Source organism: Pseudomonas sp. AC112, from assembly GCF_979253545.1.
Genome location: NZ_CEEDCM010000001.1, coordinates 2,473,981 through 2,496,638, shown reverse-complemented (window position 1 = coordinate 2,496,638; position 22,658 = coordinate 2,473,981). Strand labels below are relative to the sequence as shown.

Annotated in this window: 25 protein-coding genes; 13 read left to right on the top strand and 12 right to left on the bottom strand. The window is 61.4% G+C overall.

What is annotated here, in order from left to right:
• Nucleotides 1-2: 2 nt before the first annotated feature.
• The 4 genes from AC0IYN_RS11480 to AC0IYN_RS11465 all read right to left on the bottom strand — a co-directional run bounded on the left by AC0IYN_RS11480 (nucleotide 3) and on the right by AC0IYN_RS11465 (nucleotide 3,715).
• Nucleotides 3-1,115: a uroporphyrinogen-III C-methyltransferase gene (locus AC0IYN_RS11480; protein WP_457248457.1), complete on the bottom strand. Its 1,113-nt coding sequence runs from the start codon at nucleotides 1,113-1,115 to the stop codon at nucleotides 3-5.
• A gap of 18 nt (nucleotides 1,116-1,133) precedes the next feature.
• The gene (locus AC0IYN_RS11475) at nucleotides 1,134-1,892 is read right to left on the bottom strand and encodes a uroporphyrinogen-III synthase (protein WP_471841472.1); all 759 of its coding nucleotides are present in this window, start codon (nucleotides 1,890-1,892) and stop codon (nucleotides 1,134-1,136) included.
• Nucleotides 1,889-2,830, bottom strand: coding sequence for a hydroxymethylbilane synthase (gene hemC, locus AC0IYN_RS11470; protein WP_078050681.1), 942 nt, complete (start codon nucleotides 2,828-2,830; stop codon nucleotides 1,889-1,891). Before hemC ends, AC0IYN_RS11475 begins: the two co-directional genes overlap by 4 nt.
• A gap of 138 nt (nucleotides 2,831-2,968) precedes the next feature.
• The gene (locus tag AC0IYN_RS11465) at nucleotides 2,969-3,715 is read right to left on the bottom strand and encodes a LytR/AlgR family response regulator transcription factor (protein WP_406598734.1); all 747 of its coding nucleotides are present in this window, start codon (nucleotides 3,713-3,715) and stop codon (nucleotides 2,969-2,971) included.
• Nucleotides 3,716-4,220: 505 nt separating this feature from the next.
• Between AC0IYN_RS11465 and argH the strand changes: the two genes are divergently transcribed.
• The gene (argH, locus tag AC0IYN_RS11460; RefSeq protein WP_457267475.1) at nucleotides 4,221-5,615 is read left to right on the top strand and encodes an argininosuccinate lyase; all 1,395 of its coding nucleotides are present in this window, start codon (nucleotides 4,221-4,223) and stop codon (nucleotides 5,613-5,615) included.
• Between the two features lie 93 nt (nucleotides 5,616-5,708).
• Here argH and AC0IYN_RS11455 read toward each other — a convergent pair whose 3' ends face one another.
• Entirely contained in the window at nucleotides 5,709-6,368 is a 660-nt protein-coding gene (locus tag AC0IYN_RS11455; protein WP_458376102.1) for a glutathione S-transferase family protein, read from the bottom strand.
• A gap of 126 nt (nucleotides 6,369-6,494) precedes the next feature.
• Here AC0IYN_RS11455 and AC0IYN_RS11450 point away from each other — a divergent pair, with 126 nt between their 5' ends.
• From AC0IYN_RS11450 to AC0IYN_RS11440, 3 genes are all read left to right on the top strand, one after another.
• Complete coding sequence (locus AC0IYN_RS11450; RefSeq protein WP_028618441.1) at nucleotides 6,495-6,779, top strand: hypothetical protein; 285 nt, start codon at nucleotides 6,495-6,497, stop codon at nucleotides 6,777-6,779.
• A 96-nt stretch (nucleotides 6,780-6,875) separates the two neighbouring features.
• On the top strand, nucleotides 6,876-7,130 hold the full coding sequence (locus AC0IYN_RS11445) for a TIGR02647 family protein (RefSeq protein WP_010207442.1): 255 nt from the start codon (nucleotides 6,876-6,878) through the stop codon (nucleotides 7,128-7,130).
• A gap of 167 nt (nucleotides 7,131-7,297) precedes the next feature.
• Nucleotides 7,298-10,138 carry a class I adenylate cyclase gene (locus tag AC0IYN_RS11440; RefSeq protein ID WP_471841465.1) on the top strand — a complete coding sequence of 947 codons (2,841 nt, stop codon included), beginning with the start codon at nucleotides 7,298-7,300 and terminating at the stop codon, nucleotides 10,136-10,138.
• Here the strand turns inward: AC0IYN_RS11440 and rnk are convergent.
• The 3 genes from rnk to cyaY form a co-directional block, all read right to left on the bottom strand.
• The gene (gene rnk, locus AC0IYN_RS11435) at nucleotides 10,135-10,548 is read right to left on the bottom strand and encodes a nucleoside diphosphate kinase regulator (RefSeq protein WP_135311347.1); all 414 of its coding nucleotides are present in this window, start codon (nucleotides 10,546-10,548) and stop codon (nucleotides 10,135-10,137) included. The genes AC0IYN_RS11440 and rnk overlap by 4 nt on opposite strands.
• 131 nt (nucleotides 10,549-10,679) lie before the next feature.
• Nucleotides 10,680-10,898, bottom strand: a complete 219-nt coding sequence (locus AC0IYN_RS11430) for a DUF1289 domain-containing protein (protein WP_015886498.1) — start codon at nucleotides 10,896-10,898, stop codon at nucleotides 10,680-10,682.
• 2 nt (nucleotides 10,899-10,900) lie between these two features.
• Complete coding sequence (gene cyaY, locus AC0IYN_RS11425) at nucleotides 10,901-11,233, bottom strand: iron donor protein CyaY (RefSeq protein WP_406598731.1); 333 nt, start codon at nucleotides 11,231-11,233, stop codon at nucleotides 10,901-10,903.
• 238 nt (nucleotides 11,234-11,471) lie between these two features.
• Between cyaY and lptM the strand changes: the two genes are divergently transcribed.
• From lptM to AC0IYN_RS11395, 6 genes are read left to right on the top strand one after another with little or no spacing between them, the layout of a single operon-like run.
• Nucleotides 11,472-11,642, top strand: coding sequence for an LPS translocon maturation chaperone LptM (gene lptM, locus AC0IYN_RS11420; protein WP_010207449.1), 171 nt, complete (start codon nucleotides 11,472-11,474; stop codon nucleotides 11,640-11,642).
• Between the two features lie 9 nt (nucleotides 11,643-11,651).
• A complete protein-coding gene (gene lysA / locus AC0IYN_RS11415; protein WP_099493200.1) occupies nucleotides 11,652-12,899 on the top strand; it encodes a diaminopimelate decarboxylase in 1,248 nt (415 codons plus the stop codon).
• 3 nt (nucleotides 12,900-12,902) lie between these two features.
• Nucleotides 12,903-13,733: a diaminopimelate epimerase gene (gene dapF / locus AC0IYN_RS11410; protein WP_406598730.1), complete on the top strand. Its 831-nt coding sequence runs from the start codon at nucleotides 12,903-12,905 to the stop codon at nucleotides 13,731-13,733.
• 13 nt (nucleotides 13,734-13,746) lie between these two features.
• Nucleotides 13,747-14,463, top strand: coding sequence for a DUF484 family protein (locus tag AC0IYN_RS11405; RefSeq protein WP_099493202.1), 717 nt, complete (start codon nucleotides 13,747-13,749; stop codon nucleotides 14,461-14,463).
• Nucleotides 14,464-14,465: 2 nt separating this feature from the next.
• Nucleotides 14,466-15,365, top strand: a complete 900-nt coding sequence (gene xerC / locus AC0IYN_RS11400) for a tyrosine recombinase XerC (RefSeq protein WP_406598729.1) — start codon at nucleotides 14,466-14,468, stop codon at nucleotides 15,363-15,365.
• Nucleotides 15,362-16,057 carry an HAD family hydrolase gene (locus AC0IYN_RS11395; RefSeq protein ID WP_406598728.1) on the top strand — a complete coding sequence of 232 codons (696 nt, stop codon included), beginning with the start codon at nucleotides 15,362-15,364 and terminating at the stop codon, nucleotides 16,055-16,057. Before xerC ends, AC0IYN_RS11395 begins: the two co-directional genes overlap by 4 nt.
• A gap of 160 nt (nucleotides 16,058-16,217) precedes the next feature.
• Here AC0IYN_RS11395 and sutA read toward each other — a convergent pair whose 3' ends face one another.
• From sutA to glnK, 4 genes are all read right to left on the bottom strand, one after another.
• Nucleotides 16,218-16,544 carry a transcriptional regulator SutA gene (gene sutA / locus AC0IYN_RS11390; protein WP_015886504.1) on the bottom strand — a complete coding sequence of 109 codons (327 nt, stop codon included), beginning with the start codon at nucleotides 16,542-16,544 and terminating at the stop codon, nucleotides 16,218-16,220.
• Between the two features lie 103 nt (nucleotides 16,545-16,647).
• Nucleotides 16,648-17,073: a secondary thiamine-phosphate synthase enzyme YjbQ gene (locus AC0IYN_RS11385; RefSeq protein WP_010567185.1), complete on the bottom strand. Its 426-nt coding sequence runs from the start codon at nucleotides 17,071-17,073 to the stop codon at nucleotides 16,648-16,650.
• A 211-nt stretch (nucleotides 17,074-17,284) separates the two neighbouring features.
• Nucleotides 17,285-18,622: an ammonium transporter gene (locus AC0IYN_RS11380; protein WP_078050692.1), complete on the bottom strand. Its 1,338-nt coding sequence runs from the start codon at nucleotides 18,620-18,622 to the stop codon at nucleotides 17,285-17,287.
• 34 nt (nucleotides 18,623-18,656) lie between these two features.
• Nucleotides 18,657-18,995, bottom strand: coding sequence for a P-II family nitrogen regulator (glnK, locus tag AC0IYN_RS11375; protein WP_002555808.1), 339 nt, complete (start codon nucleotides 18,993-18,995; stop codon nucleotides 18,657-18,659).
• Nucleotides 18,996-19,416: 421 nt separating this feature from the next.
• On the opposite strand from glnK, the gene AC0IYN_RS11370 reads away from it, so the two are divergent.
• The 3 genes from AC0IYN_RS11370 (at nucleotide 19,417) to AC0IYN_RS11360 (ending at nucleotide 22,566) form a co-directional block, all read left to right on the top strand.
• Nucleotides 19,417-19,677: an accessory factor UbiK family protein gene (locus AC0IYN_RS11370; protein WP_078050693.1), complete on the top strand. Its 261-nt coding sequence runs from the start codon at nucleotides 19,417-19,419 to the stop codon at nucleotides 19,675-19,677.
• A 17-nt stretch (nucleotides 19,678-19,694) separates the two neighbouring features.
• Entirely contained in the window at nucleotides 19,695-20,975 is a 1,281-nt protein-coding gene (locus AC0IYN_RS11365) for an MFS transporter (RefSeq protein WP_471841452.1), read from the top strand.
• Nucleotides 20,976-21,069: 94 nt separating this feature from the next.
• A complete protein-coding gene (locus AC0IYN_RS11360; RefSeq protein WP_406598725.1) occupies nucleotides 21,070-22,566 on the top strand; it encodes a YifB family Mg chelatase-like AAA ATPase in 1,497 nt (498 codons plus the stop codon).
• Nucleotides 22,567-22,658: the final 92 nt, after the last annotated feature.

Sequence of the window (22,658 nt, the reverse complement as noted above, 5' to 3'; positions counted from 1 at the left end):
CTCTACTCCTGCTTCGCCGACGTCGCCGCCGCCTTGGCTTCGTCGGCAGACAGATGACGACGCTCAAGGTACGCCTGCACGGCAGCCAGGCTTGCGGCCAGGTCCGGCGTCACCACCGACACGGCCTTGGGCTCAAGCTCGGCGATACGCGCCAGCATCGCCTTGCTCTGCGGGTTGTCCTGGTTGAAGTTGTCCTGTAACACGCTGCGCGCCTCGCCCAGCGAGCGGCTATAGACGGCCGATTCACCATTGAGCGCCGCCCATTGCGCTTGCTCCAGGGCCAGGCTCAGGGCCAGGCGCACTTGGTTCAGACCCTGGCCGGCCAGCAGTGGACGGATGTTATCGTCGGGGTTGAAGTCGATGCGGAAGTAACGGGAAATCTGCTCCCACCACTGGCTCCAGCGGCTTTGCGTATCGGTGGTCGGGCGCCCTTCGGAAGTGGGGTCGGTCAGTTGATACTCAGGGGCAATGGCCGCCAATTGCACGACCTGGTCACGCAGGGCCGCCAGTTGCAGGTATAGCCCGGTACGGTCCGGCTGCTCGGTGCTGCGCAGCGCGGCAAGGCTCTTGGCCAATTGTTCACGGGCGGCGTAAGAGCCTGGATCGCTTTGCTCACGCAGAATCTCGTCGGCCCCCTGCACCAGCGCCTGGGCGCTGTTGATATCTTGAAGGGCGGACAGTCGCAAGCTCGCCAGGCGAATCAAGTGTTCGGCCTCGGCCAGTCGCCAATCCTTGCGGCTGGAGCCCAGTACGGTTTCCAGGCGCTGGCTCAGCTTCTGCTGGTCACCCTGCAACTGGGCCACCAAGCGACGGCGTTCCTCCAGCTCATCTGCACCCGGCAATTGCGCCAGGCGCGCGGCCAGTTGTTGCTGGCTTTGCTTGAGGGACTGGGACTGGTCATCAAGGGTCTGCACTTGGCCCAACTGTTGTTGGCTGCTGGCCTGCAGGGCGCGGACCTGCCAGATACCCCAGCCGCCAGCGGCAACACCGGCTACGCCGAGCAGCAGGGCGACGATTGCCAGGCCATTGCCACGGCGCGGCAAGGTGACCGGTGACTCAACCGGCGCATCAAGTGCGGGTTGGGTTTCATCTTTAGGCAAGGCTGTTTCGCTCACGTATCCGTCCTTTGCGTTTCAGAGAGTGGGAACGGGATAGCTCCGTATCGCCACTAACAAAGCCGCGGCACTCGCACCGCGACAATCCACAACTTTTTCTGCGCCAGCGGCCCGCGCCATTTCCTGGACTCGCGGGCTCGGCACGAACAACGGCAGCTGTGCCACCTGTGGCCAATCGGCTCCGGCCAGGGCTTGCAGGTGCAAAAAACCCTGCCCACTGCTGACCACCAAGCCGTTCAAGCGTTCCAACTGGATGCGTTGCATCAGCACACCAGCGTCGTAGGCCGGCAGGAAACGGCGATACAACTCCAGATAGTCGACACTAGCACCTTGCTCGCGCAAACGCTCCGCCAGCAGTTCGCGACCGCCCTCACCCCGCAGGATCAACACCTGGGCATCGGGGCGTGCGATAGCCTCGCGCAACGCAGGCAATTGAAGCAAGGCCTCGCTGTCATCGCCAGTCGGTGGGTAGTGAACGTTGAGGCCGTGATCAGCCAGGACCTGCGCGGTGGCGGCGCCGACACTGAACCACGGCAGTTGCTTCCCCGCCCGCCCCAGCTGCTGCACGGCCAGGCGCGCGGCAGGTTTGCTGACGACGATCACCGCACAGTAGCGGTCCAGACCACAGAAGACGGCCTGCTGTTCAGGAGTGACAGGCAGCGGCTCAATGTCCAGCAACGGCAAGCTGCTGCTGAAGATACCCGTTTCGGACAACGTGGCCGCGAGGGCCATCGAGTCCTCGGCAGGCCGCGTCAGCAGCACACGCCATTCGGTCACTGCGGACCGGCCTCGCCATAGACTTTTTGCAGAATGGCGCCGGCGCCCTTTTCCAGCAGCTCTTCAGCCACCTGGATACCCAGGGCTGTGGCGTCACGCTGCGGACCACGCACTTCAGCGGTCAGCAGGGTGCCGCCTTCCGGATCGCCGACCAAGCCACGCAACCACAGGTTTTCACCTTCAAGCACGGCGTAGCAGGCGATCGGCACCTGGCAGCCACCGTTGAGGTGCTTGTTCAGGGCGCGCTCGGCCGTGACGCGCACTTCGGTGTCCTGGTGATCCAGGGGTTTGAGCAGGGCGTGGATTTCTGTGTCGGCGGTACGGCATTCAATGCCAACGGCGCCTTGCCCACCGGCGGGCAGGCTGTCCTCGACGCTGATGGCCGAGGTGATACGGTCTTCGAAGCCCAGGCGGATCAGGCCCGCCGCCGCGAGGATGATCGCGTCATATTCGCCGGCATCCAGCTTCGCCAGACGGGTGTTGACGTTGCCGCGCAGGAAGCGGATCTGCAGGTCCGGGCGGCGGGTGAGCAGTTGTGCCTGGCGGCGCAAGCTCGACGTACCGACGATACTCCCCAGGGGCAGCTCATCCAAAGAGGCATACGTGTTGGAAACGAAGGCATCACGCGGGTCTTCGCGCTCACAGATGCAAAACAGGCCCAGGCCTTCAGGGAAGTCCATGGGCACGTCTTTCATCGAATGCACGGCGATGTCAGCTTCGTTTTCGAGCAGTGCGGTTTCCAGTTCCTTGACGAACAACCCCTTGCCGCCGATCTTCGACAGTGGCGAGTCGAGCAGCTTGTCGCCGCGACTGACCATGGGCACCAGGGTCACCGTGAGACCAGGGTGGGCCTGCTCCAGACGTGCTTTGACGTATTCGGCCTGCCACAAGGCCAGGGCACTTTTACGGGTGGCGATGCGGATTTCGCGAGAGGACATGGATCAATCCGTACTGAATAGATACGGCAGATAATAACAGCTCAGGCAAATACGCTTTGATTTGAATCAGCAAGTGCGGGGCCTCCCTGGCCTCGTCGCACCGGGATATGGAATGCAAGCCTCGCCACAGCCCTTGGGCTAAAGCTGCTGCATCATCTTGCGCACACCGGCGACGTGCCGTCGGCTGACGATCAACGCGTCACCGTTAAGGCCTTTCAGGAACAGCTGAAAGTGTCCCAGGGGCGTGCGTTGCAGGCGTTCGATTCGCTCGCGGGCTACCAGCGCGTTGCGGTGGATACGCACGAAGCGGTCGCCGAACTCGTCTTCAAGTGCCTTGAGCGGCTCATCGAGCAGCACTTCGCCGCCTTGGTGACGCAAGGTCACGTACTTGTGATCGGCAATAAAATAGACCACTTCACCCAGCGGGATAAGCTCTATGCCTTTGCGGGTTCGGGCGCTGATATGGCTGCGCGGCCCGTTACCACTTTGGGCGGCAGGCTGAGTCAGGGCGGCAAGCTGGACGCGGGTTGGGCGCTCAGCCTTTTTCAGGGCCTTGAGCAATGCGTCGCCGGCCACCGGCTTGGTGAGGAAGCTGACACCGCTGGCTTCCAGCGTTTCCGCAGAAAACTCTTCGCCGGTTGCGCAAAACACCACGGCGGGTGGTGACTCTCGCTCGCTCAGTCGGGCGGCAACTTGCAGGCCATCGAGGCCTGGCATACGGATATCGAGCAACACCACATCCGGCTTGAGGCTGTCGATCAGCGTCAACGCCTCTTCGCCCGTGGTGGCGCTCGGCTCTAGTACTGCGTAACCCTCGAGTTCACTGACCAGACGGCTCAGTCGCTCGCGGGCTTGGGGTTCGTCATCAACGATCAGGACATTCATATTGCGCTGGATTCCTGCGTGAGTCTCGCACAAGGATAGCGTAGACAGGTGCGGTGACTTGCGTCACAGCGATCCACGCTAAGACTAGCGCGAGCGGCAAAAAGTGCCCTGAGAGTGGCACCCATATTTACCCGGACCTGTTCAATTACGCCCAAGACCTGCTGCCTTCGGGCATCGTCATAGGGTTTGCTGATACACAATCCGAATACCCCCCTTTTTTAATGGATAGTCTGGGCTCTGACCGCATCACCCGACTTTGGTGCATTCACACACTATCAGTCCAACTGTAGACGCTCACTGAGACGACATTGCTCAATCGTCAAATATCGTTTCAATAAGCCTCTGTACTCAGTCTCGTCCTGGACGCGGTCGGCGGCAAGGCACTTAGCCATCCTTTGCACAAATAAAAATGCCGACGACCCGCAGCACCGCCTCCACGGGCAACCCTGTTATTATCGCCGGCACACTTCCATGCCTCTTTATTAAGCAGATCACGAGCGAATCCATGAGCACCGACAAGACCAACCAGTCCTGGGGCGGCCGCTTCAGTGAACCCGTCGACGCCTTCGTCGCCCGCTTCACCGCCTCCGTCACCTTCGACCAGCGCCTGTACCGCCACGACATCATGGGCTCCATCGCCCACGCGACGATGCTGGCCAAGGTCGGCGTGCTGACCGATGCCGAGCGCGACAGCATCATCGACGGCCTGACCACCATCCGTGGCGAGATCGAAGCCGGCACGTTCGACTGGCGCGTCGACCTGGAAGACGTGCACATGAACATCGAGGCCCGCCTCACCGACCGCATCGGTGTGACCGGCAAGAAGCTGCACACCGGCCGTAGCCGCAACGACCAGGTGGCCACCGATATCCGCTTGTGGCTGCGTGATGAAATCGACCTGATCCTGGCGGAAATCACCCGCCTGCAGAAAGGCTTGCTGGAACAGGCCGAGCGTGAGTCGGACACCATCATGCCGGGTTTCACTCACCTGCAGACCGCGCAACCGGTGACGTTCGGCCACCACCTGCTGGCCTGGTTCGAAATGCTCAGCCGCGACTACGAGCGCCTGGTGGACTGCCGCAAGCGCGCCAACCGCATGCCACTGGGCAGCGCTGCACTGGCCGGCACCACCTACCCGATCGACCGCGAGTACACCGCGCAATTGCTGGGCTTCGACGCTGTCGGCGGCAACTCGCTGGATGGCGTGTCGGACCGTGATTTCGCCATCGAATTCTGCGCCGCCGCCAGCATCGCGATGATGCACCTGTCGCGTTTCTCGGAAGAGCTGGTGCTATGGACCAGCGCGCAATTCCAGTTCATCGACCTGCCGGACCGCTTCTGCACCGGCAGCTCGATCATGCCGCAAAAGAAAAACCCCGACGTGCCCGAGCTGGTGCGTGGCAAGAGCGGCCGCGTGTTCGGCGCCTTGATGGGCCTGCTGACCTTGATGAAAGGCCAACCCCTGGCCTACAACAAGGACAACCAGGAAGACAAGGAACCGCTGTTCGACGCTGCCGACACCCTGCGCGACTCACTGCGCGCGTTTGCCGACATGATCCCGGCGATCAAGCCCAAGCACGCGATCATGCGTGAAGCGGCGCTGCGCGGATTCTCTACCGCGACCGACCTGGCGGACTACCTCGTACGCCGCGGCCTGCCGTTCCGCGACTGCCACGAAATCGTCGGCCACGCGGTTAAGTACGGCGTGGACACCGGCAAGGACCTGGCGGAAATGAGCCTGGAAGAACTGCGTCAGTTCAGTGACCAGATCGAGCAAGACGTGTTTGCCGTGCTGACCCTGGAAGGCTCGGTGAATGCCCGTAACCACGTGGGCGGCACTGCGCCGGCGCAGGTGAAAGCAGCTGTGTTGCGCGGCCAGGAATTGCTCGCCAGCCGCTAAAAGCATCGCAGGCAAGCCAGCTCCCACAGGAAATCGCATTCCAATGTGGGAGCCGGGCTTGCCCGCGATAGCGTCCTGCCAGACGCCAAAAATCTATTTCTTGGCCGCGATCATCGCCATAAAGGCCGGCATCGCCGCCTCCCGGTCCGCCGCCACTCGTTGCGCGTTGGGCATGGCATGCAGCTTGTCCAGCAACGCCTTGGCCTTCGGCATTTCAGCCAGCAGATCCAGGCCAAACAGCTTCTCGCCCACCGCGCAGGCGAGGTTCACGCTGTACATGAAATACAAATCGGCAATGGTGAAACTCTCCCCCGCCACATAGGGTGCAAACTTACCGTGCCTGCCCAACGACCCGAAACCCAACAGCAACTCGGCCTTGGACTTCTCCTTGATTGCCTCCGGTACCGGCATGCCAAAAAACGCCTCGGCAAAACACGCACGGGCAGGCAACTCGATGTACAGCTCGATTTCCCGGCACAGCGCCAGCACCTGTGCACGCTGGAACGGCTCCGCCGGGAGCAGCGCCGGCCCTTCCTGGGTGTGTTCGATGTATTCGAGGATCACGCTGGTCTCGTTGATGAAACCCTGCTTGACGCCCAGCACCGGTACCTTGCCTCGCGGGCTCACGGCCAGGGCTTCAGGGGTTTGCCCGGCATAAAAGGGCACCTCTTCGAACGGCAGCCCTTTCTCCAGCAGCGCCAGCTTGACCATGTTGTAGTAGTTACTGACCGAGAATCCGTAGAGCTTAAGCATTGCAGGTGCCTCCAGGCCGGGAATGGGGTTGGCTGCAACTGTTATAGATCCCGACGCCTGCCCTGACCAGCAGCATCACCGGCCTGAATGGAGTTAGACTGGCGCCCTTTCCTTGAGGAGCCTGCCATGAGCGAGCCGACCGATATCGACAACGACGAAGAAGAATTCGCCGAAACCACCCTGATCGAAGCGATCGAGAACCAGATCGAAAGCGAAAACCCACCGGCTGCCAAAGCCACCTTCAACAAGCTGACCCTGGTCGGTTACGAGCGTGAAGAGATCCTCCAACTGATGGCCCACGTGCTGGCTATCGAAATCGATGCGCTGCTGGAAGAGGACCGCGCCTTCAATACCGAATGGTATGAAACTGCACTGCGCGCCCTGCCGGAATTGCCGCCCGAAAAGCAATAAATCCAACACGCGGCAACACACTGGACAGTTCGGCAAAGTGCGTTCACCTTATGGCCTGCTAGCCTCTAATAAATTCTTAGAAAGTCTGGAGTCCTTATGTCGTATACCCCTGAGTTGGTTGCCGAACTGGAAATCCTTGTACTCTTCCCATTGGACAGCACCAAAGAAGGTCTGAAAGTCCACCAGACCGCTGCGCCTACTGCTATCGCCGCTGCCAAACGCCTTCACGCGAAAGGACTTATCGACCAACCGGACGGGGGCTACCTGACCAGCCTTGGCCGGGACGCCGCAGAGCAGGCCCAGACCCTGCTGACTATCTTGACCACTGCCACGACCAAAGAAGCCGCCTGATATCTGATACGCCCATGGAGTCCGCCTCTTGCGGATTCCGAGGGCGTTGCTGTGGAAGTGCGAAAATTCTGACGTCAAAATCCATTTCCCTCTAAACCTCCTACGCTACTGGCTGTAAACTCCTACACGGCCGCCCACGTCGGGCCCTGCGAGCCACCGAGTTCGACATGACCCGCACCCATGAAATCCGCCCCGACCTGGACGAAGGCATCGACCGCAAGGTGCTGGCCCAATTGCGCGCGCGTTTCATGGCCCTCAATGACGGCCGCATGGCCCGTGCCGTCGAGGGGCTGACGCCGCGCCAGCAAAGCGTGCTGAACCTGTTGCCGCTGTTCTTCCACGTCAACCATCCGTTGCTGCCGGGTTATGTGTCGGGCAGTACGCCAGCAGGCCTGTCGAATTACGAACCGGACGCCCAAGCCCTCACCGAAGCCCAGCGCCTGACCCGTTCGTTCTCCTACAAACCGCGCCACGGCAACCCGCCGCGACCGATCCATGGCCTGTTTCTGATGGGCAGCCTGGGCACCCTGGCCCAGGCCGACCAGAGCGATATGGATGTGTGGGTGTGTCACGCCCCGTACCTGAGCGAATCTGAGCTGGCCGAACTGCGCAAAAAATGCCAGTTGCTGGAAGCCTGGGCCCTGACCATGGGCGCCGAGGCGCACTTCTTCCTGATCGAGCCGACACGCTTTGTGCTCGGAGAGCGCGACACGCAACTGAGCTCCGACGACTGCGGCACCACCCAGCATTACCTGTTGCTGGATGAGTTCTACCGCACCGCCATCTGGCTGGCCGGGCGCACGCCGATCTGGTGGCTGGTGCCGGTGTATGAAGAAACCCGTTATGCCGAGTTCACCCACACGCTGATTTCCAAGCGTTTTATCCGCGCCGACGAAACCCTCGACCTGGGTCACCTGGCGCGCATTCCCCCAGGCGAATTCATCGGCGCCGGGTTGTGGCAGCTATTCAAGGGCATCGAGTCGCCCTACAAATCCGTGCTCAAGCTGCTGCTGACCGAGGTCTACGCCAGCGAACACCCGAGCGTGCACTGCCTGAGCCTGCGCTTCAAGCGAGCGGTGTTCGCCAACCAGATGGATCTGGATGAGCTGGACCCGTACATCGTGGTATACCGCCGCATCGAGGAATACCTCAAGGCCCGCAACGAGCCCGAGCGCCTGGAACTGGTGCGGCGCGCGCTGTACCTGAAGGTCAACCGCAAACTCAGCGCCGGGCAGCGCACCACCAGCTGGCAACGGCTGCTGCTGGAGCGCCTGGCCCACGAATGGGGCTGGGACCAGCGCCAGTTGGCGCTGCTGGACAGCCGCAGTCAATGGAAGGTGCGCCAGGTTGCCTCCGAGCGTCGGGCGCTGGTCAGCGAGCTCAATTACAGTTACCGCTTCCTGACCCAGTTCGCCCGCACCGAACAGACCGTCAGCCTGATCAACAAGCGCGACCTCAATGTGCTGGGACGACGCCTATACGCCGCGTTCGAGCGCAAGGCCGGCAAAGTCGAGTTCATCAACCCCGGCATCGCCCCGGACCTGGCTGAAGACACCCTGACACTGGTGCAATCGCCCAACCGCAAGGAGCCCGGCCAGCACCACTGGGGCCTGTACAACGGCAACCTTACGGCCCTGGAATGGGAGCACTTCGCGCCGATCAAGCGCAGCCGCGACCTGCTGGAAATGCTCACTTGGTGCCACCGCAACGGCGTGATCGACAGCAGCACGCGCCTGGCCTTGCACCCCGGCACCAGCGACATGACGGAATTCGAGCTGTTCAACCTGCTGGGCAGCCTGCAACAGACCATCGCCCTGCCCCTGGCCAGCGTGGATGAAGACCGCCTGCTGCGCTCGGCCGTGCCGGAGGAAGTGCTGCTGCTGATCAACGTCGGCGTCGACCCGCTCAAGCACCATCGCGACCTGAATATCCTGATGACCACTGAGCGCACCGACTCCCTGAGTTACGCCGGGGTGCGCGACAACCTGGTGCTGACCCTGGACCAGGTCACGCTCAATAGCTGGAACGAGGTGATGGTCAGCCGCTACGACGGCCCCCACGCGTTGCTCGACTGCCTGCGCGACTACCTCAACCAGTTACCACCCGACCATCTGCCCCGCCTGCGAGTGCGCTGCTTCTGTCACAACCGTGCGCAGTTCATTGCCCAGCGCGTGGAAGAAATCTTCGACACCGCTCAGAACCTGCTGCTCGGGCAGGGCAATCACCGCTATTTGCTCCAGGTGCAACAGCACTATCACGTGATGGAACTGATGCCGGGCCAGGCCACCCATGTATCCCTGCCGACCCAGGATGCGCTGATCGCCTACCTCAGCGAGGAGCTGGCCAGCTACAGCCCACTGCACCTGGACGCCATGGCCCTGGAGGACCACGACCTGGCCCTGCTGCTGCCCATGGGCATGGCCGATTGCGTGCAGGTGTTCTACCGGGTCAACGAAGGTTTTGCCGAGCTGTATGTGCTGGATGAATTCAATGCGCTCTGGCAACAGCGCCTGCCGTTTCATGATGAACAGAGCCTGTTGGCGCCCTTGCAGCGCTTCTTGCAGTCGATCATTTACCGCCGGGACGCGTTGTCCCCGCTGGACCCGCAACAGCCGCTGGGCGCAGTGCACGTCTTGTATTACCAGCTATTGCCGTCGGGCAGTGGACGCGCACGCGGCATCGAACCTCGGCCAGCGCCAATGAACCCGGCGAACAAGCCGTTTTACGATGTGCAGGCGATTATCGGCAAGGCAGCGCCAGGCCAAGTGGGAATTACCCTGTATTGCAATCAGCGGGAGTTTTCCGAACTGGAATTTGGCGACCAGCTGTTTGCAGTGGTCGCCCTGGAAATCGTCGGGCAACGCCGGGAAGCCGAACGTTACCGCTGCTACATCACGGACCTGGACCTGTCCGGCCTGCTCGGCGATGTGCAAAGCCCGAGCAACCTGTACCTGCGTTACAAGGCCGAACTTGAGCTGTCGCTCAACGAGGCGCTGAGCCAGATTTAAAGGGGAAAGGCTCCACCGTCTTTGGGTTGGCCTTCAACGCTGAGCAGCTCCAGCTTGAGGGTCTTGCCGCCCGGTGCCGGCCAATCGATGTGCTGGCCAACCTGCAAACCGAGCAACGCGCTGCCCACGGGAGCCAGGATCGAGATCTTGCCCTCATCGGCATTGGCGTGTTTCGGGTAGACCAGGGTCAGGTGGTAGTCCTTGCCGCTGCCTTGCTCACGGCAATGCACGCTGGAGTTCATGGTCACGACACCCGCAGGCACTTCATCGTGACCAACCACGTCTTCAGCGCGGTCGAGTTCGGCTTGCAACGCTTCGACGCCGGGAGATTCGTCGCCCAAGCGGTCGATCAGTTGCTCCAGACGCTGCACGTCAAGACGGGTGAGGATGATGGAAGGTGCGGTGGTCATGATTCAGGCAGACTCCTTTTTTCTGCACAAAAAAGCAAAACCCCGCCAGGAAAAGGCGGGGTTCTCACGGGCCTCGATGAGTTGAGGCGTACCCGGACACTACCACAGCGTCACAAATAAACAAGACGGCCTCAGGCGTGGGCCCGGCGCTGCTCGGCCTCGGCGCAGATCACGCGGCGCCGGGCATCGTCGGCAGAGCGCCATTCACGGATATCTTCCACGTGGCGGAAGCAGCCGAGGCAGACTTTCTGCTCGTCCAGGCGACACAAACTGATACAAGGTGAGGGCACCGCCGGGCTGACATTACTGAACAGCGGCTTCGGCGGGCGAACGGGTGCAGGCTGGGTCACGGTCAGATCTCGTCGAAATCCAGCTCGGCGCCGGTGTACTCGCTGACCAGGCGCGCGAGCATTTCACTCAGCAGCTCTTCACTCTTGTCGCACTGCCATTTGCCGCTTTCTTCGTCGTAGTCGAAGTGAACGCCACCGGAACGCGCCGCCAGCCACAGCTGACGCAACGGCTCCTGGCGGCTGAAGATCAGCTGTTGGCCACTGTCGAACTTGACGGTCAGCACGCCAGCCGAGTTTTCCAGGTCCACGTCCAGGCCGCTGTCGTCGAAAATATCCTCCAGCGCCTGCTGGGTCGAATCCACCAGGTCGTGAAAACGGGCTTCGGTCAAACTCATTGTGGCAACCTCAAAAGTGTCTGGTTTTGCTCAAGCGCCGCACGATACGGGCGCGCCCCGCCGATTGCAAAGGATACCGATTTCAACACGATTGACGGTGTGAAATATCCTCAACCAGCGTAGTCCGCTTCCTAACCGTCTCGTCAAACCCCCGCCGGACGGGTATTCCAGCGCATAGGCAAGCTGGCGGGTGGTCGGTATACTCGGGCGCAATTAATGCATATTCAAGGATTTCGCCATGAAGCGCCTGATCTCTTCCCTTGCTGCGCTCGTCGCGGTCGCTTGCCTCGTTAGTGCCTGTGGTCAGAAAGGCCCGCTGTACCTGCCCGATGACAGCAAAGACCCGAATGAACAGGCGCAATCGTCGCAAAAACCATCCAAAGCGCATAAGCACGACACCTACGAATAAGGGTACTCCATGGACGCTTTTAACTACCGGGACGGCGAGCTGTTCGCGGAAGGCGTGGCGTTGTCCGCGATTGCCGAGCGCTTTGGCACCCCGACCTATGTGTATTCCCGTGCGCATATCGAAGCCCAGTACCGCTCGTTCACTGACGCGCTTGACGGCGTACCGCACCTGGTGTGCTACGCGGTCAAGGCCAACTCCAACCTGGGTGTCCTGAATGTCCTGGCCCGCCTCGGCGCTGGTTTCGACATCGTCTCCCGTGGCGAGCTGGAACGTGTACTGGCTGCCGGCGGCAAGGCTGAAAAGATCGTCTTCTCCGGCGTCGGCAAGACCCGCGAAGACATGCGCCGCGCCCTGGAAGTCGGCGTGCATTGCTTCAACATCGAATCCACCGACGAACTCGAGCGCCTGCAAGTCGTGGCCGCCGAGATGGGGGTTCGCGCGCCGATCTCCCTGCGCGTCAACCCGGACGTCGACGCCGGCACCCACCCGTACATTTCCACCGGTCTCAAAGAGAACAAGTTCGGTATCGCCATCGCCGACGCCGAAGACGTGTACATCCGCGCTGCCCAACTGCCAAACCTGGAAGTGCTGGGCGTCGACTGCCACATCGGTTCGCAACTGACCAGCCTGCCTCCGTTCCTGGATGCGCTCGACCGCCTGCTGGCGTTGATCGACCGTCTCGGCGAATGCGGCATCTACCTGCACCACATCGATCTGGGTGGTGGCGTGGGCGTGCGCTATCGCGACGAAGAGCCGCCGCTGATTGCAGACTATATCCAAGCCGTGCGCGAGCGCATCGAAGGCCGTGACCTGACGCTGATGTTCGAGCCGGGCCGCTATATCGTCGCCAACGCGGGCGTGCTGCTGACCCAGGTCGAGTACCTCAAGCACACTGAACACAAGGATTTCGCCATCGTCGACGCGGCGATGAACGACCTGATCCGCCCGGCGCTGTACCAGGCCTGGATGAATGTCACCGCCGTGACGCCTCGCGACAGCGAAGCCCGCGCCTACGACATCGTCGGCCCGATCTGCGAGACCGGCGACTTCCTGGCCAAGGATCGTCAGTTGGCTCTGGAAGAAGGCGATCTGCTGGCTGTGCATTCGGCCGGCGCCTACGGGTTTGTCATGAGTTCCAACTACAACACCCGCGGCCGTACCGCCGAGGTGCTGGTGGACGGTGATCAAGCGTTTGAAGTGCGTCGCCGCGAGACGGTAGCCGAGTTGTATGCTGGCGAAAGCCTGCTGCCGGAGTAAGCCATGCTGCTGCGTTTTACCAAGATGCACGGGCTGGGCAATGATTTCATGGTCCTCGACCTGGTCAGCCAGCACGCGCATATCCTGCCCAAGCACGCTAAACAGTGGGGCGACCGTCACACCGGCATTGGTTTCGACCAGTTGCTGATCGTCGAGGCGCCGAGCAACCCGGAGGTGGATTTCCGTTATCGGATCTTCAACTCCGACGGTTCCGAAGTGGAACAGTGCGGCAACGGTGCGCGCTGCTTTGCACGCTTTGTGCTGGACAAGCGCCTGACCGCCAAGCGGCAGATCCGCGTCGAGACCAAGAGCGGCGTGATCGAACTGGACATCCGCAGCGATGGCCAGATCAGCGTCAACATGGGCGCGCCACGCCTGGTGCCGGCGGATATTCCGTTCCAGGCCACCGAGCAGGCCGTCAGCTATGCGCTGGACGTCGACGGCAAGACCGTCGACATCGCTGCCGTGTCCATGGGCAACCCCCACGCGGTGCTGCGGGTCAACGACATCAACAACGCGCCCGTGCATGAATTGGGGCCGAAGATCGAACACCACCCGCGCTTTCCGGCGCGGGTCAACGTGGGCTTCCTGCAGGTGATCGACCGTTCCCGCGCGCAATTGCGTGTGTGGGAACGCGGCGCCGGCGAAACCCAGGCCTGCGGTACCGGTGCATGCGCCGCTGCCGTGGCCGCGATCAGCCAGGGGTGGATGGATTCGCCGCTGCTGATCGACCTGCCCGGTGGACGCTTGTCCATCGAGTGGGCAGGCCCTGGCCACCCGGTGATGATGACCGGGCCGGCCTCGCGCGTATACGAAGGACAGGTCCGTCTATGAGTGAGTCAAGCCAATGACCGATAAGCCTCAAGTACCCGCACAAGCAACCCCGAGCGACAGCCTGGAGGCCGCTACCGTCGCGGCGTACCTTGAGGCCAATCCGGACTTCTTCGTCGAACACGAAGAGTTGCTGCCGGCACTGCGCATCCCTCATCAACGCGGGGATACCGTGTCGCTGGTGGAGCGGCAGATGAAGATCCTGCGCGAGCGCAATATCGAAATGCGCCACAAGCTCTCGCACCTGATGGACGTTGCCCGCGACAACGATCGCCTGTTCGAGAAAACCCGCCGCCTGATCCTGACCCTGATGGACGCTACCAGCCTGGAAGAAACGGTGATCGCCGTCGAAGACAGCCTGCGCCAGGACTTCCAGGTGCCGTTCGTGAGCCTGATCCTATTCAGCGACAACCCGATGCCGGTGGGTCGCTGGGTCAGTGGCAGCGACGCACAAACCGCCATCGGCGGCCTGTTGTCCGAAGGCAAGACCATCAGCGGCACCTTGCGTGAGCATGAGCTGGACTTCCTTTTTGGTGCCGAGCAACGCAAACAGATCGGCTCCACCGCCGTGGTCGCCCTCAGCCATCAAGGCCTGCACGGCGTGCTGGCCATCGCCAGCCGTGATCCCCAGCATTACAAAAGCTCAGTGGGCACGCTGTTCCTGACCTACATCGCCGAGGTACTGGGCCGCGTCCTGCCGCGCTTCACCACCGCCCTGCGCGCGGTGCGCTAGCCATGGAACGGCAACTGGACGCTTATTGCGCTCACCTGCGCAACGAGCGCCAGGTGTCGCCCCATACCCTGGAAGCCTACCGGCGGGACTTGAACAAGGTCCTGGCGTACTGCGAAAAACAACAGATCAGCAGTTGGAAGGCCCTGGATATTCAGAGCCTGCGCAGCCTGATCGCGCGCCTGCACCAGGCCGGCCAATCCTCGCGCAGCCTGTCGCGCCTGCTCTCGGCGGTGCGTGGGCTTTATCACTACCTGAACCGCGAAGGCCTGTGCGACCACGACCCGGCCAACGGCCTGTCGCCGCCCAAGGGTGAGCGGCGCCTGCCCAAGACCCTGGATACCGACCGCGCCCTGCAATTGCTGGATGGCGCCGTTGAAGATGACTTCCTGGCCCATCGCGACCAGGCCATCCTTGAGCTGTTCTATTCATCGGGCCTGCGCCTGTCGGAGCTGACTGGCTTGAATCTCGACCAGTTGGACTTGGCGGACGGCCTGGTACAGGTACTCGGTAAAGGCAGCAAGACCCGCGTGTTGCCGGTGGGCCGCAAAGCCCGCGAAGCCTTGCTCCTGTGGTTACCGCTGCGCCTGCTGACCAACCCGGCGGATGACGCCGTGTTTGTCAGCCAGCAAGGCCGGCGCCTGGGGCCGCGCGCGATCCAGGTGCGGGTCAAGGCCGCCGGCGAGCGCGAGCTGGGCCAGAACCTGCACCCACACATGCTGCGACACTCTTTTGCCAGCCACCTGCTGGAATCATCCCAGGACCTGCGCGCGGTTCAAGAGCTGCTCGGCCACTCCGACATCAAGACCACACAGATCTACACCCACCTGGATTTCCAACACCTGGCAACGGTCTACGACAGCGCCCATCCACGGGCCAAACGCATCAAGGGCGGCGACTCATGAGTATCAAGCTGATCACCTTCGACCTGGACGACACACTCTGGGACAACGTACCCGTCATCATCAGCGCCGAAGCGTCGATGCGCGAATGGCTGGCCACCCATGCGACCAAGGTCGGCGACCTGCCCCTCGAGCATTTCGCCAGCCTGCGCCAGCAGGTGCTGCAACGTCATCCCGAGCTCAAACACCGCATCAGCATCCTGCGCCACCGGGTGTTGATGCATGCGTTTGAAGAGGCGGGTTATCCGCAGCCCGAAGCCACGGAAATGGCGGATGTGTGCTTTGAAGCGTTCATCCATGCGCGCCACCAGCTCACGGTGTTCCCGGAAGCCGAGCCGATGCTGCAAGCCCTGCGCCAGCACTTTTTGCTGGGGGTGATCACCAATGGCAATGCCGACGTGCAGCGCGTGGGCCTGGCGGATTACTTTCATTTTGCCTTGCGCGCCGAAGATATCGGCATTGCCAAGCCGGACGCGCGGTTGTTTCAGGAGGCGTTGCAACGCGGGGGCGTGGACGCCGGCGCGGCGGTGCATATCGGTGATCATCCGGGGGATGACATTGCCGGGGCGCAGCAGGCGGGGCTTCGGGCAGTGTGGTTCAACCCGACGGGCAAAAAATGGGACGCCGATAAACGCCCGGACGCAGAGATTCGCAACTTGAACGAGCTGGCGCCACTGCTCCAGAGCTGGAAATAATCAACCTGTAGGAGCTGGCTTGCCGGCGATGAGGCCCCTGAGTCCAGCACATATTTCAAGGACGCCATCGCCGGCAAGCCGGCTCCTACAGGTGACCTGCCCGCAGACATGAAAAAGCCCGCAGCGACGGCGGGCTTTTCCTACAAGCGGGTGACTGACCTCAGATAGGTCGGCTGCCGTACTTGTTGTCTGGCTTCTTCGGTGGGTCTGCCACCACGTTAGCCTCGACTTCCTGCACTTTGCCGCCTTTAGCGAGGAATTCTTCCATCGCACGGGCCAGGGCATCACGCTCTTTGTTCTTGGCTTCAACGCTCGGCAATTCATCTACCGACACCGCTGCCTTGGCTTTGCCTTTGGCAGCCGGGACAGGTGCATCATCGCCACCGTCGTCGTCAGCAACGTCTTCCGCCGCCGCTTCAAGACCTTCTTCGGTGTCGTCTTCGTCACCTACTTCGAGTTCGTCGTTTTCCAGATCATCGTCGCTCATGTTCTACCTCATGACTTGCGAAAAGCAGATTAGTTATAGCCCAGCTTCACCCTCTGTCGACGGCTGCTGGAAAAAAATCAACATCCACTGGATAACCAGTGGCTTATGCCCCATCACCGTGCAAGGTGGCGAGGACTTTACGAGCACCGCCATGATCACGGTGCTCGCCTAGATAAACACCTTGCCAGGTCCCCATCGCCAAGCGGCCGGCCTTCACCGGCAAACTCAGCTGGCAGCCCAGGAGACTGGCCTTGAAGTGCGCCGGCAAGTCATCCGGACCTTCGTCGTTGTGTTCAAACCCTGCAAGGCCTTGGGGCACCAGCGAGTTGAAATAACGTTCGAAGTCACGGCGAACCGCCGGATCGGCATTCTCGTTGACGGTCAACGAGGCCGAGGTGTGCTGCAGCCACAGATGCAACAAGCCCACGCGACAGGCCTTCAATTCAGGCAAGCCGGCCAGCAACTCATCCGTTACCAGGTGAAAGCCTCGGGGCTTGGCCCGCAGGGTAATCAGGGTCTGTTGCCACATACAGTTCTCCGCCCATCGGCGCGCATTCTAGCGCGCTCTGGGAAAAAACAAAGTGCCGAATACGCCTACATGCCTGTAAGACATTGGCACGCAGAAAAGTGCCGTGTGCATACCATCACAAACACGGGATAAAAACCGGTACAGCTCGTTATGACTGACAAACAACAGACAAAAAAATGCCCGGCAAGCCGGGCATCTTTTTTTCACTCTATTACAAGTTGTAGCCGCGTTCGTTGTGTTGCGCCAGGTCGAGGCCGACAGCCTCTTCTTCTTCGGTAACCCGCAGGCCCATGACCATGTCCAGCACCTTGAGGATGATGTAGGTCACGATTGCGGTGTAGATCACTGTGAAGCCAACACCTTTGGCCTGGATCCAGACCTGTGCCGCCACATCAGTCACGGTGCCGAAGCCGCCCAGTGCAGGGGCTGCGAACACACCGGTGAGGATCGCACCGACGATACCGCCGATACCGTGCACGCCGAATGCGTCCAGGGAGTCGTCGTAGCCCAGCTTGCGCTTGAGGCTGGTGGCGCAGAAGAAGCAGATCACACCGGCAACCAGGCCGATCACCAGGGCGCCCATCGGGCCCACGGTGCCGGCGGCAGGGGTGATGGCAACCAGGCCCGCCACCACACCCGAGGCAATGCCCAGTGCGCTTGGCTTACCGTGGGTGATCCACTCGGCGAACATCCAGCCCAGCGCCGCAGCAGCGGTAGCGATCTGGGTGACCAACATCGCCATGCCGGCAGTGCCATTGGCCGCAGCAGCGGAACCGGCGTTGAAACCGAACCAGCCCACCCACAACATGGCCGCGCCGATCAGGGTGTAACCCAGGTTGTGCGGTGCCATCGGCGTGGTCGGGAAGCCTTTGCGCTTGCCGAGCACGATGCACGCCACCAGGCCAGCCACACCGGCGTTGATGTGCACCACGGTGCCGCCGGCGAAGTCCAGCACGCCCCAGTCCCACAGCAGGCCACCGTTACCACTCCAGACCATGTGCGCGATTGGCGCATAGACGAGGGTGAACCAGATAGCCATGAAGATCAGCATCGCGGAGAACTTCATACGCTCAGCGAACGCACCGACGATCAGCGCCGGGGTGATGATGGCGAAGGTCATCTGGAAGGTGATGAACACCGCTTCCGGGAACAACGCTGCAGGCCCGGTGATGCTGGCCGGGGTAACGCCCGCCAGGAACGCCTTGCCCATGCCGCCGAAGAAGGAGTTGAAGTTGACGACGCCCTGCTCCATACCGGTGGTATCGAACGCGATGCTGTAGCCATAGATGACCCACAACACGCTGATCAGGCCAGTGATGGCGAAGCACTGCATCATGACGGAAAGAATGTTTTTGGAGCGCACCATGCCGCCGTAGAACAGCGCCAGGCCTGGGATGGTCATGAACAGCACCAGCGCGGTGGATGTGAGCATCCACGCGGTGTCGCCGGAATTGAGGACTGGAGCAGCCACTTCGTCTGCCGCCATGGCCAGGCTTGGCATTACGATGGACAACAGGGCTCCGAGCCCTGCGAATTTACGCAGAGTCATATTGTTTTCTCCTGGGGCGTTGGGGTTTGGCGGCTTAGATTGCGTCGGTATCGGTTTCGCCGGTACGGATGCGAATAGCCTGTTCCAGATTGACCACGAAGATCTTGCCGTCACCGATCTTGCCGGTGTTGGCTGCCTTGGTTATCGCCTCGATAACCCGGTCAAGATCCTTGTCGTCAATGGCGACATCAATCTTCACCTTCGGCAGGAAATCGACTACGTATTCCGCGCCGCGATACAGCTCGGTGTGACCCTTCTGCCGACCGAAGCCTTTGACCTCAGTAACGGTAATGCCCTGCACGCCGATCTCGGACAACGACTCGCGTACATCGTCCAACTTGAACGGCTTGATGATGGCAGTGACTAGCTTCATGAAAACTCTCTCCCGAATTGGTGGACTTGCCCCAGGAAAACAAACCCGTCTCAAGTCTAAGCGCAGTGCCTGGCTTTGTAACGCGTCGTCGCAAGAGCAGATGCCGTTGCGACGCCAGCGAACCACTGGTGACGAAACCTGTACCCCTGATCCGTCGGCGCACTGCATTCGTCACAGCGACTGCATCAGTGCATGGGTCATGATCGTCTAAGCAGAAACCTTGCCAGCTCCGTAAAAATCACCGAAATCAGTCCTTTGCCCACTTATGCCCACCTACCGGGCTTATCGGCGGTGCCAATGCGCACAAAAACGGTGCGCCGCCGCCCGACCCCCTGCGCGAAAACCGTGCGCCAAGGAGGTCAAAAAGACTATAGACGCTGCGTGATACACTGCCGGCCAACAGTTTTCCGGAATATTTCCCATGCTCGCGCCCAAAGACCTCCTCGACGCCCTGAGCGGCCACGCCTCTCGCCTGTTCAGCGGCGACACACCCCTGCCCCGCAATGAAATCGAAAGCCAATTCAAGGCATTGCTGCAAAGCGGTTTCAGCAAACTCGACCTGGTGAGCCGGGAAGAATTCGACAGCCAGATGGTCGTGCTGGCCCGCACACGTGCACGCCTGGAAAGCCTGGAAGCAAAAGTCGCTGAGCTCGAAGCGCGGTTGAATCCACCGAGCGAATAACCGACATCAAGCGCTCTATGTGGGCCCTGCCGGCCCTCGACCGGCGCCTGCTGAAAATACAATTCAGCTTTTTGCTGGTGGTGCTCGGTGGCCGCTGCAACCAATTGGCCGTGGCCTGGTGGGCCTTGCAGCAATCCGGTTCAGCCCTCGCCTTCGCCAACATGATCGCCTGCTCCATCGCAGCGGAGGTACTGGCCCGCCCCCTGCTGGGGTGGCTGGGCGATAAGTACAACAAGATCCTGATCCTCAAACTCGCCTCTCTTACCAGCCTTTTGACCGCGCTGTTGATGGTGGTGCTCTCTGCCACGCAACTGTTCAACCCCTGGACCGTCGGCGCCCTGATGCTGGTCAGCAGTGCCGTCGCGGGCGTCCGCGACCCGCTGCAATCCTCGATTATTCCGTTGTTTGCACGCGACGATCAGGTCTCACTGGCCGTGCGCACCAAAAGCATGCTCTCGTCAATTTCCAACCTGCTCGGGCCAGTCATGGCCAGCGCGTTGATTTTCAGTTTCGGCACCACGCTGGCGTTTACCGTCGACTTCTTTGCGATGCTTGGCTCGGCGGCCCTGATTGCATCAATCCCACGCCACCTCGGTGCCAGCCCCCCGGATGAACAAGCCCCGACCGCCAACGGCTGGCGCATGATTTACTCGGGCTTCAAGGCGGTCTACGGCGTGAAGGTCGAGTTCTACCTGGCCCTGGTGGCGATGCTCGTCAACTTTGCGCTGTTTCCGTTCTTTACGATCCTGCTGCCGCTCTACGTGAAGACCGTTATCCACTACCCGGTCACCTACCTCGGCCTGTTGGATACTTGCTTTGGCCTGGGCATCCTGCTGGGCAGCTACAGGATCACCGGCTGGCTGACCGAGCGAGTGCCCCGTGACTTCTGTGTCGCGGTGGGCTTTGCACTGTTGGGGGGCAACCTGTGGCTGGCCGGCACACTTTCATCAGTGGTCGTCATGCCGCTGGCATTTTTCTGCGGTGGGGTGGGCTTGATGCTGATCAATATCCCGACCTCTGCCGTCAGGTTGCTGGCAACCCCCAAGTCGCATCGCAATCGGATCTTTGCCACCGTGTCGTTCCTGTCCGCTGCAGCCAGCCCGCTGGGTAGTTTTGCCATGAACGGCTTGATCGCTCATCTCGGCGTTGAACTGACCATCACGTCGCTGGGGGTGATGGTGCTGGGATTGTCACTGCTGGTGTTCCTGATCCCGGATTTCCGCACCTTCATGCGCGCCCCCGATACGCAGCTTAACGATGCCTACCTAGTTAAATATCCCGACGCCTTTGCACGTTGATACGTCCTGTAAAAGTCTGATCCGTCGCCCCGGCAATCCCTCGACTACCTTTGAAAAACCGCAGGAAGCGGCCTCCATTTTTCAAGGAATGTGCATGTCCCTCGCCATCGTCCACAGCCGTGCCCAGATCGGCGTCGAAGCGCCTGCCGTCACTGTCGAAGTGCACATGGCCAATGGTTTGCCGTCCCTGACGCTGGTGGGTTTGCCGGAAACGGCGGTCAAGGAGAGCAAGGACCGCGTGCGCAGCGCCATCCTCAACTCCGCGCTGCAATACCCCGCCCGTCGCATCACCCTCAACCTCGCGCCTGCCGACCTGCCCAAGGACGGCGGGCGCTTTGACTTGGCGATTGCCCTGGGGATTCTCGCGGCCAGCGTGCAGGTACCGGCGTTGATGCTCGACGATGTGGAGTGCCTCGGGGAGTTGGCGCTCTCAGGTGAAGTGCGCGCGGTCAAAGGCGTATTGCCAGCGGCACTGGCGGCACGCAAAGCCGGGCGCACCGTGATAGTGCCGCGAGCGAATGCGGAAGAGGCGTGCCTGGCGTCAGGGTTGAAGGTCATTGCGGTGGACCACTTGCTGCAGGTGGTGGCGCACCTGAATGGGCACCAGCCTATCGAGCCTTATAAATCCGATGGTTTGCTGTATCTGAACAAGCCATACCCGGACTTGAGCGAAGTACAGGGTCAACTGTCGGCCAAGCGCGCGCTGCTGATCGCTGCAGCGGGCGCGCACAATTTACTGTTCAGCGGGCCCCCAGGAACGGGCAAGACGCTGCTCGCAAGCCGCCTACCGGGTTTGCTGCCGCCGTTGAGCGAACAGGAAGCCTTGGAAGTAGCAGCAATTCAGTCGGTAGTCAGCCTGGCACCACTGAGCCATTGGCCGCACCGGCCATTCCGCCAGCCACATCACTCGGCATCAGGCCCGGCATTGGTAGGCGGCGGGTCGAAACCGCAGCCTGGGGAAATTACCCTGGCTCATCACGGTGTGCTGTTCCTGGATGAATTGCCGGAGTTTGATCGCAAAGTACTGGAAGTACTGCGTGAGCCCCTGGAGTCAGGGCATATCGTGATTTCCCGCGCCCGTGACCGGGTAAGTTTCCCGGCGCGCTTTCAATTGGTGGCCGCGATGAACCCCTGCCCTTGCGGCTATCTGGGCGAGCCCAGCGGTCGCTGTCGTTGTACGTCGGAGCAGATCCAGCGGTATCGCAACAAGCTGTCCGGACCGCTGATGGACCGGATCGACCTGCACCTGACCGTCGCTCGGGAAACCACTGCGCTGAACCCCACCCAACAGGCTGGCGATAACACTGCAAAGGCTTCGGCCGAGGTTGCCGAAGCCCGGGAGCGCCAGTTACGGCGCCAGGGTTGTGCGAATGCTTTCCTGGATCTGCCTGGGCTTCGCCAGCACTGCACGTTGGCGAAGGTCGATGAAGGCTGGCTGGAGACTGCCTGCGAGCGGCTGACACTGTCGCTGCGCGCAGCCCACCGGCTGCTCAAGGTGGCGCGCACCCTGGCAGATCTGGAACACACGGACGCTATCGCTCGCCATCATCTGCAAGAGGCCCTGCAATATCGCCCGGCAGCAATCACCTGACAGCCCGACACTGTAGGAGCCGGCTTGCCGGCGATGGCGGCCCTGAAACCACCACAAGGCCAATGACCGCATCACCGGCAAGCCGGCGCCTA

Excerpts from the sequence above, each read along its gene's own strand:
- lysA (WP_099493200.1), top strand. The coding sequence starts at position 11,652 with ATGGACGCTTTTAACTACCGGGACGGCGAGCTGTTCGCGGAAGGCGTG.
- xerC (WP_406598729.1), top strand. The coding sequence starts at position 14,466 with ATGGAACGGCAACTGGACGCTTATTGCGCTCACCTGCGCAACGAGCGC.
- argH (WP_457267475.1), top strand. The coding sequence starts at position 4,221 with ATGAGCACCGACAAGACCAACCAGTCCTGGGGCGGCCGCTTCAGTGAA.
- hemC (WP_078050681.1), bottom strand. The coding sequence starts at position 2,830 with ATGTCCTCTCGCGAAATCCGCATCGCCACCCGTAAAAGTGCCCTGGCC.
- AC0IYN_RS11365 (WP_471841452.1), top strand. The coding sequence starts at position 19,695 with ATGTGGGCCCTGCCGGCCCTCGACCGGCGCCTGCTGAAAATACAATTC.
- AC0IYN_RS11370 (WP_078050693.1), top strand. The coding sequence starts at position 19,417 with ATGCTCGCGCCCAAAGACCTCCTCGACGCCCTGAGCGGCCACGCCTCT.
- AC0IYN_RS11440 (WP_471841465.1), top strand. The coding sequence starts at position 7,298 with ATGACCCGCACCCATGAAATCCGCCCCGACCTGGACGAAGGCATCGAC.
- AC0IYN_RS11445 (WP_010207442.1), top strand. The coding sequence starts at position 6,876 with ATGTCGTATACCCCTGAGTTGGTTGCCGAACTGGAAATCCTTGTACTC.
- lptM (WP_010207449.1), top strand. The coding sequence starts at position 11,472 with ATGAAGCGCCTGATCTCTTCCCTTGCTGCGCTCGTCGCGGTCGCTTGC.
- cyaY (WP_406598731.1), bottom strand. The coding sequence starts at position 11,233 with ATGAGTTTGACCGAAGCCCGTTTTCACGACCTGGTGGATTCGACCCAG.
- AC0IYN_RS11360 (WP_406598725.1), top strand. The coding sequence starts at position 21,070 with ATGTCCCTCGCCATCGTCCACAGCCGTGCCCAGATCGGCGTCGAAGCG.
- glnK (WP_002555808.1), bottom strand. The coding sequence starts at position 18,995 with ATGAAGCTAGTCACTGCCATCATCAAGCCGTTCAAGTTGGACGATGTA.
- sutA (WP_015886504.1), bottom strand. The coding sequence starts at position 16,544 with ATGAGCGACGATGATCTGGAAAACGACGAACTCGAAGTAGGTGACGAA.
- dapF (WP_406598730.1), top strand. The coding sequence starts at position 12,903 with ATGCTGCTGCGTTTTACCAAGATGCACGGGCTGGGCAATGATTTCATG.
- AC0IYN_RS11395 (WP_406598728.1), top strand. The coding sequence starts at position 15,362 with ATGAGTATCAAGCTGATCACCTTCGACCTGGACGACACACTCTGGGAC.
- AC0IYN_RS11450 (WP_028618441.1), top strand. The coding sequence starts at position 6,495 with ATGAGCGAGCCGACCGATATCGACAACGACGAAGAAGAATTCGCCGAA.
- AC0IYN_RS11405 (WP_099493202.1), top strand. The coding sequence starts at position 13,747 with ATGACCGATAAGCCTCAAGTACCCGCACAAGCAACCCCGAGCGACAGC.
- AC0IYN_RS11465 (WP_406598734.1), bottom strand. The coding sequence starts at position 3,715 with ATGAATGTCCTGATCGTTGATGACGAACCCCAAGCCCGCGAGCGACTG.
- AC0IYN_RS11455 (WP_458376102.1), bottom strand. The coding sequence starts at position 6,368 with ATGCTTAAGCTCTACGGATTCTCGGTCAGTAACTACTACAACATGGTC.
- AC0IYN_RS11385 (WP_010567185.1), bottom strand. The coding sequence starts at position 17,073 with ATGTGGCAACAGACCCTGATTACCCTGCGGGCCAAGCCCCGAGGCTTT.
- rnk (WP_135311347.1), bottom strand. The coding sequence starts at position 10,548 with ATGACCACCGCACCTTCCATCATCCTCACCCGTCTTGACGTGCAGCGT.
- AC0IYN_RS11380 (WP_078050692.1), bottom strand. The coding sequence starts at position 18,622 with ATGACTCTGCGTAAATTCGCAGGGCTCGGAGCCCTGTTGTCCATCGTA.